This is a genomic window from Streptomyces sp. DSM 110735, from assembly GCF_016482685.1.
GTDB lineage: Bacteria > Actinomycetota > Actinomycetes > Streptomycetales > Streptomycetaceae > Streptomyces.
In genome coordinates this window covers 462,214-481,043 of record NZ_JACYHF010000001.1, presented here as the reverse complement: position 1 = coordinate 481,043, position 18,830 = coordinate 462,214, and the positions used below count along the sequence as shown (strand labels likewise).

Below are 18,830 nucleotides of genomic sequence, written 5' to 3'. Positions count from 1 at the left end.
GCGACCGAGGCACGGCTTCCGGACCGGTACGGGCCAAGAGTCCCGTAAGGACCGGCACGCGGCCCTTGACCCGGGAGCCGCGGTGGAGCATCCTCCGTTTCCCGGCCACACCACTGATATCCGGCCACCCGGCCATAGGGAGCACAAGGGAGTGCTCCGGCGCGTTCGGTGCGTGTGCGGACGTTGCGAATGCGTCGCCGGAACAAGACTGACCGGTTTCCGGTACAGGCCAAAGGGGCATCCACACCGTGGCGTGGGGCGAAGGAGGTCTCGGGGGTGGCGTTGGTGGTGGCACAGGAGGTGCCCACGTCGTCGAGCATGGCCGTACCCCATGGCCCTGCGGGCGTGGGGAAGGCGAGACACCGGATGCGTGCGCAACTGCGCGGCGGCGGTGTCTCCGAATCGGTCATCGACGACGCCGTGCTGATTCTGTCCGAACTGCTCAGCAACGCGTACCGGCACGGCCGACCGCTGGGCGGAGCCCCGGCCGGGACCGGCTCGGTGCGGGCTGCCTGGCGGGTGGACGCGCGGGGGCGGCTCATCGTGGAGGTCACGGACGGCGGCGGCCCGACCCGCCCGGCTCCGGCGAGCCCCTCGGTCACCGCGCACGGCGGCCGGGGACTGAGCATCATCGACGCGCTCGCCGACGACTGGGGCGTACGCGACGAGATCCCCGGTGAGATGACGGTCTGGGTGGTCGTCCACGCCGACGTGCACGATCCCGACGCCCGCTGCGGACACCACGCTTTCGCTACGCGCGTCGCGGCGGTCCCCGCCCTGCCGGGGCTGGACGGACTGGACTTCGCGGACGTGTTCGACGCCCTGGACTGACGACCCCGCCACGGCCCGGAACCCGGGGCCGCCGAGGGTTGTCCACAGGTCCGAGCCGCTGGTGGCGTGAACGGCTAGGCTCCCCGCGTACCAGACGGAGCCGTAACCGGGAGACACCCACGATGGCCAAGAAGCGACCCCAGACGAAGGCCAAGCGCCCGCAGCAGAGCGGGACCCGCTCCGCCGACGGCCACATCCCGGTCGTCGGCGCCCGCGAGGACTGCCCCTGCGGCAGCGGCCGGCGCTACAAGGCGTGCCACGGCCGCGCCGCCGCCCACGCGGCGACCGAGCTGGTGCACCGCCCCTTCGAGGGGCTGAACGGCGAGTGCGACTGGGTCGCCCTGCGCGAGCTGGTCCCCGCCGCCACCGCCGCGCTGACCCTGAAGGACGGTCTGCCCGAGGGCGTCCCCTCCGTCACGCTGGCCACCGTGCTGCCGATGGCGTGGCCCGCGCTGCGCCGCGACGACGGCTCGGTGCTGCTCGGTCTGCAGAACGACACCGCCTCCGGCGACATCAGCCGCGACCTGGCCGACACCCTGCTGCGCGCCCTGGAGGCGGAGCCCGGCACCCCGGTCGAGGCGCGCCGTGCCCCCGCCGACGGACCCCGGCTGCAGGACCTGCTGGACGATTCCGCGCCGCTGGAGCCGGTCGTGCACAGCGGGTTCGAGTTCTGGGTGCCGGACGCGGAGAACGCGAGCGCGGAGGTCACCGCCTCCCTGGAGCGCGCCAACGCCGCCGCGATCCCCACGGTGAAGCTGACCGGCGTCGAGGCCGCCTACTGGTGCGAGACCCCGGAGAAGAACCACCTGCGCTGGGTCATGCCGCACCCCGAGGAGCGCCTGCTCGACGCGCTGGCCCGGCTGCACGCCGCCGGACAGTCCACCCTCGGCGAGGGCACCCGCCTGGTCGGCTCCTTCCGCGCGCACGGTCTGACCGTGCCGGTGTGGGACCTGCCCACCGGGGTCGACGCCGACGACATGGAGAAGCCCGCCGCCGAGTTCGCCGAGCGCCTCGCCGCCGCCCTCGCGGTCACCGAGCCGCTCACCCCTGAGGAGCGCCGGGCCCGCGGCGGTCTGACGAACCGGCAGGTCACGCTGAGCTGAGAACGGCGGGACGGCGGTGACCGCGGAGGGTGACGCCTGTCACAACTCCCGGTTCTGACAAGGCAATCGGTGGCCGAATGGCCGAGCCGGAATTTGCGAACCGCCGATCTCTTGTTACCGTTCCAGTAGCCCGGTTGCTGGTGCATCCCCCGTCGCCAGCAACCGGGCCTTTCCATGCCCGCGTGACGGCCGCGCGTCCCCGACGCGCCACCAACTCCCTTGTCAGTGAGGGAAGTTGCTGCCCGCCCGGAGCATCAGCGGCGCGGTGTCGCCCCGCCCGGCGAACTCCGCGACGGCCGTGTAGGCAGCCGGGAGACCCCGGACGCGCAGGCGCGGGGTGTCGCAGACGGCGGGCTCGTCGTCACCGCCGGACACGCAGCGCGTCAGCACGCTCCGCCCGCCCGGACCCATGAGGCTCAGCAGGGCGTCGACCGCGTCACCGGTGGTGTTGCGGTAGTAGACGCGGGCCCAGGTCTCGCCGCCCCGGGTCAGCACACAGGTCTGCGCCTCGACGCCGTCCGGCGCGGAGAGTTCGGGACCGCAGCGCACGGCGGTGGCCTGCCCGAGCCCCAGCGAACGGGGTCGCTCCCGCCCGGCTACGGCGCGTTCCGCAGCGGACGGGACGGCAGCGGGCGTACGAGCGGCGGGCGCGGGGGCGACGGGCACACCGGCAACGGTCGTACCGGCGGCGGGCGTGACGGCAGCGGCCGTAGGACCCCCGGACGCGGCGCCCCCGGACGTGCCGCCAATGGACGCCCCACCGACGGACGTGCCCGGTCCGCCCGCGCCCGGCTGTCCCGCCGACGCCGCGCCGAGCGGCAGCAGCACCGCGACCGCCGCGAGTCCGGCGAGGGTGAGCAGACGCAGCCGGGCGGGCGCCCGGCCGCCGGGACCCGCGGGAATTCGCAGCATGGGCGGAACATAACGAGCCCGGAAGGCGCTCCGGGCCCGCTCCCGCCCGACACCCCTACAACTCGGGCGCGCTCACACCCGTACGAGTGAGTGCCTCGACGACCGTGGGCACCACGGCCTCCACGTCGGGCACCCAGGGCCGCGCCGAGCCGGGCAGCGGGGCGCGCTCCCAGCGGACGGCGCCCTGGCCGGTCTCGGAGGGCGGCAGGGCGAGATAGCCGCCGTCGCCGTGGAAGCGGAGCGAGCCGGGCACGTGGTCCTGCGCGTAGAGGAGTTCGCCGAGCTGCTCCATGGAGTACGCCCGCACCAGGATCGCCCAGCGGACCGGGGTCGCGATCACCGGACCGAGCCGCATCCCACGCCGGTCGAGCAGGGTGAGGGCGCGGGCGGCCGCGAGCGCGGGCAGGCTGATCGCGCAGGGTGCCTGGCCACCGGTGGCCAGGACGATCGGCGCGGCCGGGCGCCTGGTCCACCACCAGCGCACCATGCGCGCGTCGGTGCTGGCCGCGAGCAGACCGGGGTCGAAGGGGTGGGCGCCGGGCACCGTGCAGTCGGGGTCGGGGCAGGAGCAGCGGGCCGGGCCGCCGGAGTCCGGCGCCACGCCCGGGAGTACCGGCCACCGCCACTCGGTCGCGAAGGTCAGAGCCGCGCCGAGCCGATCCGGCCCGGACTCGTCCCGCCCGGGCAGCAGCCCGCGTCGCCTTCCGAGGATCTCGCGCATGAGCGCTCGTTCCTTTCCGTTGCACCGCTGGGCAACTCCGTTGCACCGCTGGCAACACCGTGGAATCACATCATGTGTCGATCACTTCACTGTGCGTACCTTGTGGCGCATCACGCCCCCGCGCGCGGCAGGAAGAGCCCCCCGGGGTCGAGCATCGGCCGCGTCGGTGGTGCGTCCAGCAGGAGTACGGCTGCGGCGCGGGGGTGGCGAAGCCTGGCGTTTTGCCGTCGCGCGTGTTTCTCTCCGCCTCCGCCACGGGAGGATGGGGCTCGGCCGTCGGTGGTTATGACGCCCGGGTCCGCCGCCAGGTTCCGGGCCGTTGCCCAACCGCCCCTGGCCTTCTCCGAGTACGTACCCATCACGACCGCTGTGACGCTCCGTGGAGCAGGGCCAGTCGACCGCAAAGAAGCCTTACCCGAGGCAGTTTCAAGCCAACTTGCCAGTAAGGCAAGGGCATCGAAGGAAAAGCACGTCAGACGCATGGACACCAGGAATACCAGCAGGACAATGCTGGACATCCCCTCACGAGTCCGTGTACATGTGGAGACACTGCCAGCGGCGCAGAATGACATGGGGGTTTGCGATGCTTTTCAGCACTACGCACCGGCCCGAAAGCCGAACGCCATGAACGCCCCGCACCCAGCGAAAGTGGCCGGAATCGATCCCACAGTTCCCACTCCCGCCCACACTGTCGCGCCCGCACCTCCCGCCCCGGACGCCGCTCCCGTCCCGGACACCGCGCTCACCGCACCCGCCGTCCCCGCCCCCCACGCGCCCGCCCCCGGCACCCTGCTCCAGGACCGCCTGGCCGGCTGGGTCTCGGACCTCACCACCCTCCACGAACTGACCGAGCGTCTGTGCCGCACGGGCACCCTCGACGCCGCCCTCCAGGAACTGCTGCACGCCGGAGCCGCCCTGGTCGGCGCCCGCCGCGGTCTCGTCGCCCTCGACCCCGGCGACGGACCCGGACCGCGCACCAGCCTCGGACTCGGCATCGGCCGCGCCGACATCGGTCATCTGGAGACCGTCCCGCACGGCCCGCTCCATCCCCTCCCCGCCGGTGAGAGCGTCCGCGCCGACCTGTTCGCCGAGGACGGTCTCGACCCCCGCCACCGCGAGGTGGCCACCCGCCTCGGCTACGCCGCCTGCTACGCGCTCCCGCTCGTCTCCGAGTCGGCGGGCGTCCTCGGCGGCGCCGTCTGGTTCTACGACGAACCCGCCGCGCCCGACGAGCACCACCGGCATCTGATCGGGCTGTACGTCCGGCACGCCGCCGAACACCTCGCCCTGCTCACCGAGGTGGAGCGCACCCGCGCGCGGGCGGCGACCCTCACCGAGGAACTGCTGCCCTCCCGGCTGCCCCGCGTGCCCGGCGTCCAGCTCGCCGTCCGGCACCGCACCGGTCCGCACGGCGGCGGCGACTGGTACGACGCCCTGCCGCTGCCGGACGCCGCGCTCGGTCTGTCCGTCGGCTCCGTCACCGGTACCGGGCCCGGCGCGGTCGCCGCCATGGGACGGCTGCGCGCCTCGCTGCGGGCGTACGCCGTGATGGAGGGCGAGGACCCGGTCGCCGTCCTGTCCGACCTGGAGCTGCTGCTGCGGCTGACCGAGCCCGCCCGCTCCGCCACCGCCCTGTTCGCCTACTGCGAGCCCGCCCTGCGCAAGATCACCCTGGCCGGAGCCGGACACAGCCCGCCGCTGATCGTCGGCGAGCGCCGCACCGAGTTCGCCGAGACCTCCCTCTCCGCGCCGCTCGGGATGCTCGCCTGCTGGGAGGCGCCCAGCCTGGAGTTCCACGCCGAGCCCGGCGAGACGCTCCTCCTCTACACCGACGGACTGCTGCACCGCACGGGCGAGGCGATGGACCGCGCCTTCGCCCGGCTGCACGCTGCCGCCGCGAGCGTCCCGCGCGCCCTGCGCGGCGACCCCGGCGCCGTCGCGGACCACGTACTGCGCACGCTGCTGCCGGACGGCACGGACGGCATGGACCCGGCGGACGACGCGGCGGACACCGAGGACGTCGTCCTGCTGGCGGCGCGCTTCGACTGATCCGGCGCCCGCCGCGACCGTGTGCGCCCGCCCGCACACCGGTCCCGACGCCCCGGTCCGTCCCGGTACGACCGTACGATGAGGGTGGTTCCCAGCTCGGGCACGGTCGCGGACCTCGCGAGCCCGGGGAGACCACTTGCCGTACGGAGGAGGATCACGTGTCCGACGAGCTCAACCCGGAGACCCCGGAGTCCGAGGCGGAGGAGCCCATCAAGCAGCGGAAGAACGGCCTGTACCCGGGCGTCTCCGACGAGCTGGCCGAGAACATGCGCGGCGGCTGGGCCGACACCGAACTGCGGGACCTGAAGCCGGTCGCCCAGGCAGCCGAGACCCGGCGCCGCCGCGCCGCGCTGTCCGCCCGTTTCCCCGGTGAGCGCCTCGTGATCCCCGCGGGCAACCTCAAGACGCGCTCGAACGACACGGAGTACGCCTTCCGCGCCTCGACCGAGTACGCCTACCTCACCGGTAACCAGACCGAGGACGGCGTCCTCGTCCTGGAGCCCACCGCCGACGGGCACCGCGAGACCATCTACCTGCTGCCCCGCTCCGACCGCGAGAACGGCGAGTTCTGGCTCTCCGGCCAGGGCGAGCTGTGGGTCGGCCGCCGCCACTCCCTCGCCGAGTCCGAGGCGCTGTACGGCATCCCCGCCGCCGACGTGCGCGAGCTGGCCGAGAAGCTGCGCGAGGCGAGGGGTCCGGTCCGCGTCGTGCGCGGTCACGACGCCGGTATCGAGGCGGCCCTGACCGACAAGGTCACCGCCGAGCGCGACGAGGAGCTGCGGGTCTTCCTGTCCGAGGCGCGCCTGGTCAAGGACGCGTTCGAGATCGGCGAGCTGCAGAAGGCGGTCGACTCCACCGTGCGCGGCTTCGAGGACGTGGTGAAGGTCCTCGACAAGGCCGAGGCCACCTCCGAGCGCTACATCGAGGGCACCTTCTTCCTCCGCGCGCGCGTCGAGGGCAACGACATCGGCTACGGCTCGATCTGCGCCTCGGGTCCGCACGCCTGCACCCTGCACTGGGTGCGCAACGACGGCCCGGTCCGCTCCGGCGACCTGCTCCTGCTGGACGCGGGCGTGGAGACCCACACCCTCTACACCGCCGACGTCACGCGCACCCTGCCGGTGAACGGCACGTACACCGACATCCAGCGCAAGATCTACGACGCGGTGTACGAGGCACAGGAGGCGGGCATCGCCGCCGTCCAGCCCGGCGCCAAGTTCCGCGACTTCCACGACGCCGCCCAGCGGGTGCTCACTGCGAAGCTGGTCGAGTGGGGTCTGGTCGAGGGTCCGGTCGAGCGCGTCCTGGAGCTGGGTCTCCAGCGCCGCTGGACCCTGCACGGCACCGGTCACATGCTCGGCATGGACGTGCACGACTGCGCGGTCGCCCGCACCGAGACCTACGTCGACGGCACCCTGGAGCCGGGCATGGTCCTCACCGTCGAGCCCGGTCTGTACTTCCAGGCCGACGACCTGACCGTTCCGGAGGAGTACCGGGGCATCGGCGTGCGCATCGAGGACGACATCCTCGTGACCGAGGACGGCAACCGGAACCTCAGCGCTGCGCTGCCTCGGCGGTCTGACGAGGTCGAGAGCTGGATGGCTTCGCTCAAGAGCTGACCTCCGACGGACGGCCGGGTACCCGAGCGGGGTGCCCGGCCGTTTCGTGTGCGGGCGCGTCGTGGCTGGTCGTGCAGTCCCCCGCGCCCCCAAAGGCGGCTCGTCGGCCGGTCGGCTACAACGCCGCGGGCGCGTTGTCGTGCAATACGCGCTGGAAGAGGCGGCAGTCCCGCCAGGCGCCGTTGATGTGCAGATAGCGCGGGGCGAGTCCGATCGGCGCGAACCCGCACTTCTCCAGAACCCGTTGCGAGCCGGTGTTGTCGGTCAGCGTGGACGCCTCGACGCGGTGCAGCCCGAGCCGGTCGCGGGCGAGGTCGCAGACCCGTTCCAGGGCGGCGCTGGCCAGCCCCCGGTTCTGCCGGTCGGCGGCCACCCAGTAGCCGACGCTCGCGCTGCAGAACGGACCCCGGGAGATGCCGGACAGGGTGATCGCCCCCGCGATCCGGCCGTCCGGGGTCTCGATGATCCACGGCGCCACGGTTCCGTCCGTACAACTCCGCAGCAGCCCCTCGATCCGCTCGGCCTGGCCGCGCACGGTGAAGAAGGAGTCCGGCCGGACCGGCTCCCAGGGGGCGAGATGGGCACGGTTGTCGGTATAGGCGTCGGCCAGCCCCGGGGCATCTCCGGGAGCGAGGGCGCGCAGGGTGAATCCACCCGGTATTTCCTGGTTTTGAATGAGTTCCACAGACATGCGCGCACCCTAGCCGCGCGGACGCCGCACGGGACCCCTCATGCCGTAAGCAGGGAAGGATCTTTCTTCCACTTGAGAACCTTGTCGAAGCTCACGACCGTGCCGCCCCGGCCCGTACCCGTCCCGATGTGGACATGGTCGGCGAGCGCGCTGATCAGACACAGCCCGCGACCGCCCTCGGCATCGGTCCGCGCCGGGCGGACGTCGGGCACGGACCCGAACCCCGGTCCCGAATCGGCCACTTCGATACGGCACTTCTCGCCGTCGAGGTAGGCGGTGACCCGGTACGCCTCCGAACCGCCGCCGCGCACGTCGTCGCCGCCGTGCTCGACCGCGTTCGCGCAGGCTTCGCTCAGGGCGACCGACAGGTCGTAGGAGACGTCCGGGTCGACGCCCGCCGTCTCCATCGTGCCGATCAGGAGCCTGCGGGCGAGCGGCACGCTCGCGGCCTCGCGTCGCAAGTGGACGGACCACCAGATGCTCATGCTCCAGCCTCCTGGCCGCGGCTCGACATACCGTTACCTATTGCCGCCGCTCCGCGTGTGTAAGCCCTTCCGGAGCGTGAGGTCGCCCATAGGGCCGATGCGCGCGGGGACGAATCGGTGTATGGCCCCGGGCGCCCCAGGCGTGTCCGCCCGGCTCCGCGCGGTCGCGCTCCGGCGACGGATCCGGCCACCTGGCGTACGGGGCCCGGGGGCGCAGTGCGATGATGAGCCCCGCCATGACTGCCCCCCAGCCGCGCACGACGCGCCCCGGACCCCGGGTCCGGCTTCTGCGGGCCGCGGTGTTCGCCGCGGTCTGTGTCGTGCTGGCCGCTGCCGGGCACACCATGGCGTCCTGCGCGACCGTCCCGCTGTGGACGCTCGGCGCGGGGTTCGCGGGCTCGCTGCTGCTCATGGCGCCGCTCGCCGGACGGGCACGCTCGCTGCCCGCCATCGCCGGACTCCTCGCGCTCGGGCAGACCGCGCTGCACACGCTGTTCGGCCTGGGCCAGCACACGGCCACGACGGACTCCATGGGATCCATGGGCTCGATGGGGTCCATGCACATGAGCGGCATGAGTGCCATGGGCGCGGTCGCGCCGAGCCAGGACGTGCTCGTCGAGCGCGCCACCCGGCTGCTGTGCGGCTCCACGCCCTCGACGCTCAGCCCCGGCCGGGCTTATCAACTGCTGCTCGACGCCCATCTGATCGACCCCTCGGGACATCTCCTGGGCACCCCGGCGGCGACCGCCCCGCACGCCCACGACCTGACCGGGTTCTCCGCCGCGTCGCTGCCCTCGCTGCCGATGCTGCTCGGGCACGTCCTCGCGGCCGTCGCCGTCGGCTGGCTGCTGCGCCGGGGCGACCTGGCCGTACTGCGGCTGATCGAGCTGTCGGCCCACGGCGTCGCCGAAGCCGCGCTCGTACGGTCCCTGCGCGCGGCGTTCGCCCTCGCGCGTGCCCTGTGCGCCGGGCTGCTGCCCGCCACCGGACCCGAACCGCGCGCCCGTCGCGCCGACCGCGACGAGCCGCCCGCCCCGCGCACCACCGCGCTCCAGCACTCCGTGATCCGGCGCGGCCCGCCCGCCGCCGCGTTCCGCCTCGCCGCCTGACACGACGCGACCACCGCTCCCCGGCAACCCGGATCCACCGGCACCGGACGGAGAGGGTCCGCCGTCACGCGGCGCGCGCGTGCGCGCGTCGGACCGACCGCACGCGCACCCCTCTTCGTCATCGGATCTCGCTCAGAGTGGAGTGCTCTGCCATGCAGGTTTCCCGTACCACCACCCGGATCGCCGCCGCCGGCGCCGTCGCCGCCACCGCCGTCCTCGCCCTGTCGGCCCCCGCCTTCGCGCACGTCACCGTGCAGCCCGAGGGCGCCGCGGCCAAGGGTGGCTACGCGGTCGTCGACTTCAAGGTCCCCAACGAGCGTGACAACGCCTCGACCACCAAGCTCGAGGTGAACCTCCCCGCCGACCACCCGATCGCCTCGGTCATGCCGCAGCCGGTGCCCGGCTGGAACGTCAAGGTCACCAAGTCCAAGCTGGCCAAGCCGCTCACCATGCACGGCGAGAAGATCGACGAGGCCGTCACCAAGGTCACCTGGACCGCCGACGGCAAGGGCATCCAGCCCGGCTACTTCCAGAAGTTCCCGCTCTCGCTCGGCGCGCTGCCCGAGGACACCGACCAGCTCGTCTTCAAGGCGCTGCAGACGTACTCCAACAAGGAGGTCGTCCGCTGGATCGAGGTGCCGCAGAAGGGCGAGGACGAGCCGGAGAACCCGGCTCCGACGCTGGAACTGACCGCCGCCACGGACGACCACCACGGCACCCAGGCAGCCGCCTCCGGCACGTCCGGTGCCGCGTCCGACGACAAGGGCGACGCCAAGACCGAGCAGACCGCCGCCGCCTCCGACAAGAGCGGCGGCTCCGACACCACCGCCCGCGTCCTCGGCGTCGTCGGCATCGTCGTCGGCGCGGCCGGCGTCGGCTACGGCGTCCTCGCGGGCCGTCGCCGCACCGCCTGACCCACCCGTCCGCGCGCACCGGGGCCGTGTGGCCCATGCGGCCCCGGTGCGCGCCGGATTCCTCACCTCCGGGAAGTTCTGCCATGCCCTCCATGCCCGACCCGCGCCCCTCGGCGCTCCTCTCCTCGCGCGGGAAGACCCTCGCCGTGGCCGCCCTGCTCACCGCCGCCGCGTTCGGCCTGACCGCCTGCGGCTCCGGCGACGACGCCAAGTCGCCCGTCTCGTCGGTCTCCTCGGAGACCGACTCCGGCAAGGCCGCCACGGTCCTCGACCAGCCCTTCGAGAAGCCGGACCTGGTCCTCACCGACACCCACGGCAAGAAGTACGACCTGCGCGCCGAGACCAAGGGCCACCCGACCCTCGTCTACTTCGGCTACACCCACTGCCCCGACGTGTGCCCCACGACGATGAGCAACATCGCCGTCGCCATGAAGGCGCTGCCCAAGGCCGAGCAGGACAAGCTCCGCGTCGTCTTCGTCACCACCGACCCCGGCCGCGACACCCCGGCCGAACTCGGCAAGTGGCTCAAGGGGATCGACCCCCGCTTCATCGGCCTCACCGGCGACTTCCCCACCATCCAGGCGGGCGCCCGCACCCTCGGCATCTCCGTGGAGCCGACCACCAAGGACAAGAACGGCAAGACCGTCTCGGTGCACGGCACCCAGGTCATCGCCTTCTCCCCGAAGACGAACGGGGGTTACGTCCTCTACGGCGAGGACGCCTCGGTCGACGACTACACCAAGGACCTGCCCAAGCTGGTCCGGGGAGCGAAGCCGTGAGGCGTTCCCTGGTGCCCGCCGCCGTCGCCGCGCTCGGCGGGGCGCTCGCCCTCACCGGCTGCGGCGCGGACTCCGGCGGCCGTCCCGAACTGTCCGCCGGTGCCGCCTACATGCCCCAGCCGGTCTCGTCCGACATGGCCGCCGGGTTCCTCACCGTCACCAACAAGGGCGGCGGCGCCGACGAGCTGACCTCCGTCAGCAGCGACATCGCCGGTGAGGTCACCATGCACAGCACCAGCGGCGGCGCCATGAAGGAGGAGACCTCCTTCGCCGTCCCGGCCCACGGCCGCCTGGTGTTCAAGAGCGGGGCGAACCACCTCATGTTCGAAGGGCTCACGCACAAGCCGCGCGAGGGCCAGACGGTCACGGTGAAGCTGGGCTTCGCCCACTCCAAGCCGCTCACCGTCGAGATGCCGGTGCGGTCCGCCACGTACACACCGTCGACCGGCAACTAGGGAGGGACCACCTTGACGCGGACCATCACCCCTCGGCTGCGCCCCCTGGTGCTGCTGCTTCTCGCCGTCACCGCCGTGCTGTTCGCGGGCGCCGCGCCCGCCTCCGCGCATGCCGCGCTGACCGGCAGCGACCCCGCCCAGGGCGTGGTGGTCGACAAGGCGCCCACCCAGGTGTCGCTCACCTTCTCCGAACAGGTCGCGATGGGCGACGACTCCCTGCGGGTCCTCGACCCCAAGGGCAAGCCCGTCCAGCAGGGCAAGCCCGCCAACGTCAGCGGGACCACCTACGCGGTCCAGCTCAAAAGCGGGCTTGCCAAGGGCACCTACACGGTGACCTACCAGGTCGTCTCGGCGGACAGCCACCCCGTCGCCGGTGCCTACACCTTCTCCATCGGGGCGCCCTCCCAGACCGTGGTCTCCGGCACCGCCACGGTCGGCGGCGGCGTGGTCGGCACGCTGTACGCGATCGGGCGGTACGTGTCCTACGCCGGGTACATCGTGCTGGTCGGCGGGGCCGCCTTCGTGCTGGCCTGCTGGCGGCGCGGCGCGAGCGTACGGGCGCTGCAGCGGCTGGTGGTCGGCGGCTGGGTGGCGCTCACCGGCGCCACGCTGTGGCTGCTGCTCCTGCGCGGCTCGTACACCACCTCGGGCAAGTTCGGGGACGTCTTCGACCTGGCCCTGCTCGGCCAGGTGCTCCAGACCAAGGCCGGGGCGGCGCTGGTCTCCCGGCTGCTGCTGCTCGCCGCCGCCGCGCTCTTCGTGGCCGTGCTCTTCGGGGCGTACGCCAGGAGGGACGAGGTCGAGGGTGAGGACGAAGGCGAGGGCGACTTGGTCAGCGAGGAGCACGCCGTCGGTGAGGAGGCCGAGGAGAAGCGGGACCTCGGATTCGGGCTCGCCATCGGCGGTGTGGTCGTCGCGGCCGGGCTCGCGGCGAGCTGGGCCATGGCCGAGCACGCCTCCACCGGGCTCCAGCCGGGCATCGCCATACCGGTCGACATCGTCCACCTCCTGGCCGTCGCCGCCTGGCTCGGCGGTCTCACCTCCCTGCTGGTCGCCCTCTACCGGGCCCCGGCCGACACGCCCCTCGAAGCGTCCGCCGTACGCCGCTTCTCCCGGCTCGCCTTCGGCTCGGTGCTCGCCCTGGTCGCCACCGGCGTCTACCAGTCCTGGCGCCAGCTCGGCTCCTGGTCCGCCTTCACCGAGACCCGGTACGGGCAGTTGCTGCTGGTGAAGATCGGCCTGGTGGCCGTCATGGTCGCCCTCGCGGGAATCTCCCGGCGCTGGACGGGACGGCTGGCCGAGCACCCGGCGACCGGGGCGGAGGACGAGCCGAAGGCGGAGGCTGCTTCCGTGCCCGCCACCGCTGCCGCCGCCGTGCAGGGCAAGGACTCCGCGGAGAGCACCGGCTCCACCACCGCGTCCACCACCGCGTCCACCGTCGGCGGCACCGCCACGGGCACCACCGAGCGCGCCGCCCAGCTCGCCCGGCAGCGCAGTGCCGTCGAGGACGCCCGCCGCAAGCGGCTGCGGGACGCCGACCCCAACCGGTCCGGACTGCGCCGCTCGGTGCTCGCGGAGGCGGCCGTCGCCGTCGTCCTGCTCGCCGTCACCACCGCGCTGACCCAGACCGAGCCGGGCCGCACCGAGCAGGAGGCGCAGGCCGCGGGCGCGTCCGCCAGCAGCTCCTCATCCTCCGACACCTCGGGCGCGCTGACCCTCGACATGGCCTTCGACACCGGCGGCACGAACGGCAAGGGGCTGGTCCGCATCGACTTCGACCCCGCGCGGGTCGGCGGCAACGAGATGCACGTCTACGTCCAGCGCCCCGACGGCCGCCCCTACGACGTCCCCGAGGTGAAGATCGCCCTCACCCAGGAGGCCAAGAAGATCGGCCCCCTCCCGGTGAAGGCGGAGCACATCACGCGCGGCCACTGGGCCGCCACCGGAGTGCAGATCCCCGTGGCCGGTGACTGGAGGGTCGCCGTGACCGTGCGCACCTCCGACATCGACCAGGTCACCGTCTCCAAGAACGCGCAGATCGGCTGAACCGCACCATGCCCGACCCGTCCGTCCCTCAGACCCGTAAGGCACCCGAGACCCCGGCACCGGAGCAGTCCGGCGCCCGGGGCGTCTCCCGGCGCACCCTGCTCGGCACCGCCGGAGCCACCGGCATCGTCCTCGGCGCGGCGGGTGCCTCCGTCGGGTACGCCGCCGCGCCCGCCCCCGCCGCTCCGCTCACCTCCCTCGGCTCGGACCGGGCGATGTTCCACGTGAAACATCAGCCCGGAATCACCGACGGGCTCCAGGCGCGCGGCCATCTCATCGCCTTCGACCTGGCACCCGGCGCGGGACGCAAGGAAGCCGCCGCCCTGCTGCGCCGCTGGTCGACGACAGCGGAGCGGCTCATGGCGGGCGAGCCCGCGCCGCACGACGACACCGATGTGTCCCGCGACGCCGGACCCTCCTCGCTGACCGTCACCTTCGGTTTCGGGCACTCCTTCTTCGCCCGCACCGGTCTGGAGAAGCAGCGCCCTGCCGCGCTGGACCCGCTGCCCGCCTTCTCCTCCGACCACCTCGACACGTCCCGCAGCGACGGCGACCTGTGGGTGCAGATCGGCGCGAACGACTCCTTGGTCGCCTTCCACGCCCTGCGCGCCCTCCAGAAGGAAGCGGGAAGCGCGGCCCGGATCCGCTGGCAGATGAACGGCTTCAACCGCTCGCCCGGCGCCACCGCGCACCCCATGACGGCCCGCAACCTCATGGGCCAGATCGACGGCACCCGCAACCCCAAGCCCGCCGAGCCCGACTTCGACCGGCGGATCTTCGTCCCCGCCTCGGGGGAGCCCGCCTGGATGGCGAACGGCTCCTACGCGGTCGTCCGCCGCATCCGGATGCTGCTGGACGACTGGGAGAAGCTGTCGCTCACGGCGCAGGAAGCGGTCGTCGGGCGCCGCAAGTCCGACGGTGCCCCGCTGTCCGGCGGCGACGAGACCACGCCGATGGACCTGGAGAAGACCGACGCCCACGGCGAGTATCTGGTGCCGCTCAACGCGCACGCCAGGATCACCCGGCCCGACCGCAACGGCGGTGCGGCCATGCTGCGGCGCCCCTTCTCCTTCCACGACGGCTTCGACGCGGACGGCACCCCCGACGCCGGGCTGCTCTTCATCTGCTGGCAGGCGGACCCGCTGCGCGGCTTCGTCCCGGTGCAGCGCAAGCTCGACCGTGGCGACGCGCTCTCCACCTATCTGCGGCACGAGTCGAGCGGTCTGTTCGCGGTGCCGGGCGGCGCGGCGAAGGGCGAGTACGTGGGGCAGCGGCTGCTGGAGGGCTGAGGCGGTAGTTGTGGCAGCCGTGGCGGTGGCCGCCGGTGACAGCCGTGCCGGTGCTCGCCGGTGACATAGGTGGTCCCCAGCGGTCGAAACCACCCGTGCGAGTGGCCGTCGTGAGACGCCCGAGCCTGCTTCCCGCGCGGCCATTAGGGTGAGGTCATGCCAGCGAGCTATGCGTATCTCGGTCCCGAAGGCACCTTCACCGAAGTCGCCCTGCGCACGCTTCCGGAGGCGGCCACCCGTGAACTGATCCCCTATGTGTCGGTGCAGTCCGCGCTGGACGCGGTGCGCGCCGGCGAGGCCGAGGCGGCCTTCGTGCCGATCGAGAACTCCGTCGAGGGCGGCATCACCACCACCCTGGACGAGCTGGTCGCCGGGCACCCGCTGATGATCTACCGCGAGGTGCTCCTTTCGATCACCTTCGCACTGCTGGTCCGCCCCGGCACGAAGCTCGCCGACATCAAGACGGTCACCGCCCACCCGGCCGCCCAGCCGCAGGTCCGCAACTGGCTGCGCACCCACCTCCCGGACGCCCTCTGGGAGTCCGCCGCCTCGAACGCGGACGGCGCCCGGCTGGTCCAGGAGGGCCGGTACGACGCCGCCTTCGCGGGCGAGTTCGCCGCCGCCCGGTACGGTCTGGTCCCGCTGGAGACCGGCATCCACGACGCGGAGAACGCGCAGACCAGGTTCGTCCTGGTCGGCCGTCCCGCCCGGCCCGCCGCCCCGACCGGCGCCGACAAGACCTCGGTGGTGCTCTGGCAGCGCGACGACCACCCGGGTGCGCTGCGCGACCTTCTGGGTGAGTTCGCGGGGCGCGGGATCAACCTGATGCTGCTCCAGTCGCGTCCGACCGGGGCAGGTATCGGGAATTACTGTTTCTGCATCGACGCCGAGGGGCACATCTCCGACCGGCGCATGGCCGAAGCCCTGATGGGTCTGAAGCGGATCTGCCTCCAGGTGCGTTTCCTCGGTTCCTATCCGCGCGCGGACATCAGGCCCGGGGAAGCCAGGCAGACCCCGCCGGGCACGTCGGACCAGGAGTTCCTGGCGGCGGCCGACTGGGTGGCGGGCTGCCAGGACGGCCGGTTCTAGCCGCCTCGGCGTTGTCCACAGAAGTTATCCACAGGTCAGCTTCTCGACCTGGGGACAAGTCGACAACAACGGGCCCTACGGTCGACAAATCGCCCTAGCCGGTTCAAGATCGACCAACCGTGTGCCTATCGGCTTTGGTCTACCCGATTCCTTCGATTCACCATTTAGGGCGACCTATCTACGCCCGAAAGTGGGTGTCATGCGTGTTTGAACCGGTAATTCCTCGAACTCGTGCCGAGTTCCGGAGTGATCAATTCCGAAATCCACAGCCCTTTCGCACAGCCTGTGGATAACTTTTCCCCGGGTGTGGATTCCTGTGGACAAGGCGCCCGCCAAGTGCCGCCCACCGCAAGGGAGTCCGGGCAAGCCGGGGTACTCCGGACGATCTTTGCAGAGCGGAACCGGGAAGTGATTCCCGGCCCGTCCCCCCGCACCGGTAGCCTTGGCCCCGTGATTGACCTTCGCCTGCTTCGTGAGGACCCCGACCGTGTGCGCGCGTCCCAGCGCGCCCGTGGAGAGGATGTCGCGCTCGTCGACTCCCTCCTCTCTGCCGACGAGCGGCGCAGGTCCTCCGGCGTCCGCTTCGACGAGCTGCGCGCCGAGCAGAAGCAGCTCGGCAAGCTGATCCCCAAGGCCGCTCCCGAGGAGAAGGCCGACCTGCTCAAGCGCGCCGAGCAGCTCAAGGCGGACGTGAAGGCCGCCGACGCCGAGCGCGACGCGGCCGACACCGAGACCCAGGAGCTGCTGCTCCGGCTCGGCAACCTCGTCCACCCCGGCGTGCCCGTCGGCGGCGAGGAGGACTTCGTCACGCTGGAGACGCACGGCACGATCCGTGACTTCGGCGCCGAGGGCTTCGCGCCCAAGGACCACCTGGAACTCGGCCAGCTCCTCGGCGCGATCGACACCGAGCGCGGCGCCAAGGTCTCCGGCTCCCGCTTCTACTTCCTCACCGGCGTCGGCGCCCTCCTGGAGCTGGCCCTGGTGAACGCCGCCATGGCGCAGGCCACCGCCGCGGGCTTCACCCCGATGCTCACCCCCGCGCTGGTGCGTCCCCAGTCCATGGCGGGCACCGGCTTCCTCGGCCAGGCCGCGCAGGACGTGTACCACCTAGACAAGGACGACCTCTACCTGGTCGGCACCTCCGAGGTGGCGCTCGCCGCGTACCACATGGACGAGATCATCGACGCCGACAAGCTGCCGCTGCGGTACGCGGGCTTCTCCCCGTGCTTCCGCCGCGAGGCCGGCTCGCACGGCAAGGACACCCGGGGCATCTTCCGCGTCCACCAGTTCGACAAGGTCGAGATGTTCTCGTACGTCGACCCGGCGGACTCCGAGGCCGAGCACCAGCGCCTGCTGGAGTGGGAGAAGCAGTGGCTGACCTCGCTTGAGCTGCCGTTCCGCGTGATCGACGTCGCCACCGGTGACCTCGGCTCCTCCGCGGCGCGCAAGTTCGACTGCGAGGCGTGGATCCCGACCCAGGGCAAGTACCGCGAGCTGACCTCGACCTCGGACTGCACCGAGTTCCAGTCCCGCCGCCTGTCGATCCGGATGCGCGACGGCAAGCAGGTCAAGCCGCTGGCCACGCTCAACGGCACGCTGTGCGCCGTACCGCGCACGATCGTGGCGATCCTGGAGAACCACCAGCAGGCCGACGGCTCGGTCCGCGTCCCCGAGGTGCTGCGCCCGTACCTCGGCGGCCGTGAGGTGCTGGAGCCGACCGCCAAGTGAGCGACGGACTCCCCTACCGGCTGATCGCCACCGACCTCGACGGCACGCTGCTGCGCGGCGACGACACCATCTCGCCGCGCACCCGCGCGGCGCTGGCCGCCGCCACGGAGGCGGGCGCCGCGCACATCGTCGTCACCGGCCGTGCCGTCCCCTGGACCCGGCACATCCTGGACGACCTCGGCTACGAGGGTCTGGCCGTCTGCGGTCAGGGTGCCCAGGTCTACGACGCGGGGCAGCACCGCCTGCTCACCTCGGTCACCCTGGACCGGAAGCTGGCGGGAGTGGCGCTGGCCAAGATCGAGGCGGAGGTCGGTCCGCTGTACATCGCCGCCAGCCGGGACGGGCTGGACGGCGACGTCCTGGTCGGTCCCGGCTACGCGGTCACCGGCGCCCTGCCGAGCACGCCGTTCACCGACGTGTCCGACTTGTGGACCGCGCCGCTGAACAAGCTCTACATCCAGCACCCCCGGCTGAACAGCGACGAGCTGGCCGAAGCCGCGCAGGGTGCCGCGGGCGGCTTCGTCACCGTCGTCATGGCGGGCGAGGGCATCGTGGAACTGCTCCCGCTCGGTCTGTCCAAGGCCACCGGTCTCTCCCTCGCCGCCCGCCGCCTGGGCATGAAGGCGGCCGACACGATCGCCTTCGGCGACATGCCGAACGACATCCCGATGTTCGCCTGGTCCGCCCACGGCGTCGCCATGGACAACGCCCACGTGGACCTGCGCGCGGTCGCCGACGAGGTGACCGCCTCCAACGAGGACGACGGCATCGCGATCGTCCTGGAGCGACTGCTCTCCGAACGAGCCTGAACGCCCACCGGGCGGGACCACAACGGTCCCGCCCGACAGGCATGCGGTCATGCGGTCATGCGGTCATGCGGTCATGCGGAGGATGCACGGATCGAACGTGCGCGGGCTTTGACACCCGACCACGGCTTAGCAAGCCGGTGCCTTGCCACTCGGCCAATCCTCCGGGTGGGCGGCCCACGCGAGAGCGACTTCGCGTGCTCG

17 protein-coding genes and 1 tRNA gene are annotated in these 18,830 nt (G+C 72.4%); 13 read left to right on the top strand and 5 right to left on the bottom strand.

All coding sequences use genetic code 11. The features are described 5' to 3' along the window. Nucleotides 1-189: 189 nt before the first annotated feature. The gene (locus IF655_RS02160; protein ID WP_199581675.1) at nt 190-831 is read left to right on the top strand and encodes an ATP-binding protein; all 642 of its coding nucleotides are present in this window, start codon (nt 190-192) and stop codon (nt 829-831) included. 122 nt (nt 832-953) lie between these two features. Next, nucleotides 954-1,934 (top strand): DUF5926 family protein, encoded by a 981-nt coding sequence (locus IF655_RS02155; RefSeq protein ID WP_199581674.1) that lies wholly within the window; start codon nt 954-956, stop codon nt 1,932-1,934. A 222-nt stretch (nt 1,935-2,156) separates the two neighbouring features. Here the strand turns inward: IF655_RS02155 and IF655_RS02150 are convergent, their stop codons facing one another. Further along, complete coding sequence (locus tag IF655_RS02150) at nt 2,157-2,846, bottom strand: hypothetical protein (RefSeq protein ID WP_199581673.1); 690 nt, start codon at nt 2,844-2,846, stop codon at nt 2,157-2,159. A 55-nt stretch (nt 2,847-2,901) separates the two neighbouring features. Beyond that, nucleotides 2,902-3,567 carry a bifunctional DNA primase/polymerase gene (locus IF655_RS02145; protein WP_199581672.1) on the bottom strand — a complete coding sequence of 222 codons (666 nt, stop codon included), beginning with the start codon at nt 3,565-3,567 and terminating at the stop codon, nt 2,902-2,904. Between the two features lie 507 nt (nt 3,568-4,074). Here IF655_RS02145 and IF655_RS02140 point away from each other — a divergent pair. Further along, nucleotides 4,075-5,616, top strand: a complete 1,542-nt coding sequence (locus tag IF655_RS02140; protein ID WP_199581862.1) for a PP2C family protein-serine/threonine phosphatase — start codon at nt 4,075-4,077, stop codon at nt 5,614-5,616. Between the two features lie 158 nt (nt 5,617-5,774). After that, on the top strand, nt 5,775-7,235 hold the full coding sequence (locus tag IF655_RS02135) for an aminopeptidase P family protein (protein ID WP_199581671.1): 1,461 nt from the start codon (nt 5,775-5,777) through the stop codon (nt 7,233-7,235). A 115-nt stretch (nt 7,236-7,350) separates the two neighbouring features. Here IF655_RS02135 and IF655_RS02130 read toward each other — a convergent pair whose 3' ends face one another. Both IF655_RS02130 and IF655_RS02125 read right to left on the bottom strand, forming a co-directional pair. Continuing rightward, a complete protein-coding gene (locus IF655_RS02130) occupies nt 7,351-7,926 on the bottom strand; it encodes a GNAT family N-acetyltransferase (protein WP_199581670.1) in 576 nt (191 codons plus the stop codon). A 38-nt stretch (nt 7,927-7,964) separates the two neighbouring features. Next, entirely contained in the window at nt 7,965-8,411 is a 447-nt protein-coding gene (locus tag IF655_RS02125) for an ATP-binding protein (protein WP_199581669.1), read from the bottom strand. Nucleotides 8,412-8,647: 236 nt separating this feature from the next. On the opposite strand from IF655_RS02125, the gene IF655_RS02120 reads away from it, so the two are divergent. From IF655_RS02120 to IF655_RS02080, 9 genes are all read left to right on the top strand, one after another. Further along, complete coding sequence (locus tag IF655_RS02120; protein WP_199581668.1) at nt 8,648-9,520, top strand: hypothetical protein; 873 nt, start codon at nt 8,648-8,650, stop codon at nt 9,518-9,520. Between the two features lie 152 nt (nt 9,521-9,672). Then, nucleotides 9,673-10,434, top strand: a complete 762-nt coding sequence (locus IF655_RS02115; protein ID WP_199581667.1) for a YcnI family protein — start codon at nt 9,673-9,675, stop codon at nt 10,432-10,434. A gap of 92 nt (nt 10,435-10,526) precedes the next feature. After that, nucleotides 10,527-11,213, top strand: coding sequence for an SCO family protein (locus IF655_RS02110; protein WP_199581861.1), 687 nt, complete (start codon nt 10,527-10,529; stop codon nt 11,211-11,213). Next, nucleotides 11,210-11,668, top strand: coding sequence for a copper chaperone PCu(A)C (locus tag IF655_RS02105; protein WP_199581666.1), 459 nt, complete (start codon nt 11,210-11,212; stop codon nt 11,666-11,668). The genes IF655_RS02110 and IF655_RS02105 overlap by 4 nt, the downstream gene beginning before the upstream one ends. 12 nt (nt 11,669-11,680) lie before the next feature. Continuing rightward, nucleotides 11,681-13,714, top strand: a complete 2,034-nt coding sequence (locus IF655_RS02100; RefSeq protein ID WP_199581665.1) for a copper resistance CopC/CopD family protein — start codon at nt 11,681-11,683, stop codon at nt 13,712-13,714. A gap of 8 nt (nt 13,715-13,722) precedes the next feature. Continuing rightward, nucleotides 13,723-15,003, top strand: a complete 1,281-nt coding sequence (efeB, locus tag IF655_RS02095) for an iron uptake transporter deferrochelatase/peroxidase subunit (protein ID WP_199581664.1) — start codon at nt 13,723-13,725, stop codon at nt 15,001-15,003. 156 nt (nt 15,004-15,159) lie between these two features. Continuing rightward, the gene (pheA, locus tag IF655_RS02090) at nt 15,160-16,092 is read left to right on the top strand and encodes a prephenate dehydratase (protein ID WP_199581663.1); all 933 of its coding nucleotides are present in this window, start codon (nt 15,160-15,162) and stop codon (nt 16,090-16,092) included. A 450-nt stretch (nt 16,093-16,542) separates the two neighbouring features. Then, nucleotides 16,543-17,820 carry a serine--tRNA ligase gene (gene serS, locus IF655_RS02085; RefSeq protein WP_199581662.1) on the top strand — a complete coding sequence of 426 codons (1,278 nt, stop codon included), beginning with the start codon at nt 16,543-16,545 and terminating at the stop codon, nt 17,818-17,820. Beyond that, complete coding sequence (locus IF655_RS02080; RefSeq protein ID WP_199581661.1) at nt 17,817-18,629, top strand: HAD family hydrolase; 813 nt, start codon at nt 17,817-17,819, stop codon at nt 18,627-18,629. The genes serS and IF655_RS02080 overlap by 4 nt, the downstream gene beginning before the upstream one ends. A gap of 76 nt (nt 18,630-18,705) precedes the next feature. On the opposite strand, the gene IF655_RS02075 is transcribed toward IF655_RS02080, so the two are convergent. Next, nucleotides 18,706-18,792: transfer RNA gene (locus tag IF655_RS02075), tRNA-Ser, on the bottom strand. Nucleotides 18,793-18,830: the final 38 nt, after the last annotated feature.

Excerpts from the sequence above, each read along its gene's own strand:
- IF655_RS02160 (WP_199581675.1), top strand. The coding sequence starts at position 190 with ATGCGTCGCCGGAACAAGACTGACCGGTTTCCGGTACAGGCCAAAGGG.
- IF655_RS02155 (WP_199581674.1), top strand. The coding sequence starts at position 954 with ATGGCCAAGAAGCGACCCCAGACGAAGGCCAAGCGCCCGCAGCAGAGC.
- IF655_RS02150 (WP_199581673.1), bottom strand. The coding sequence starts at position 2,846 with ATGCTGCGAATTCCCGCGGGTCCCGGCGGCCGGGCGCCCGCCCGGCTG.
- IF655_RS02145 (WP_199581672.1), bottom strand. The coding sequence starts at position 3,567 with ATGCGCGAGATCCTCGGAAGGCGACGCGGGCTGCTGCCCGGGCGGGAC.
- IF655_RS02140 (WP_199581862.1), top strand. The coding sequence starts at position 4,075 with ATGCTGGACATCCCCTCACGAGTCCGTGTACATGTGGAGACACTGCCA.
- IF655_RS02130 (WP_199581670.1), bottom strand. The coding sequence starts at position 7,926 with ATGTCTGTGGAACTCATTCAAAACCAGGAAATACCGGGTGGATTCACC.
- IF655_RS02125 (WP_199581669.1), bottom strand. The coding sequence starts at position 8,411 with ATGAGCATCTGGTGGTCCGTCCACTTGCGACGCGAGGCCGCGAGCGTG.
- IF655_RS02120 (WP_199581668.1), top strand. The coding sequence starts at position 8,648 with ATGACTGCCCCCCAGCCGCGCACGACGCGCCCCGGACCCCGGGTCCGG.
- IF655_RS02115 (WP_199581667.1), top strand. The coding sequence starts at position 9,673 with ATGCAGGTTTCCCGTACCACCACCCGGATCGCCGCCGCCGGCGCCGTC.
- IF655_RS02110 (WP_199581861.1), top strand. The coding sequence starts at position 10,527 with ATGCCCGACCCGCGCCCCTCGGCGCTCCTCTCCTCGCGCGGGAAGACC.
- efeB (WP_199581664.1), top strand. The coding sequence starts at position 13,723 with ATGCCCGACCCGTCCGTCCCTCAGACCCGTAAGGCACCCGAGACCCCG.
- pheA (WP_199581663.1), top strand. The coding sequence starts at position 15,160 with ATGCCAGCGAGCTATGCGTATCTCGGTCCCGAAGGCACCTTCACCGAA.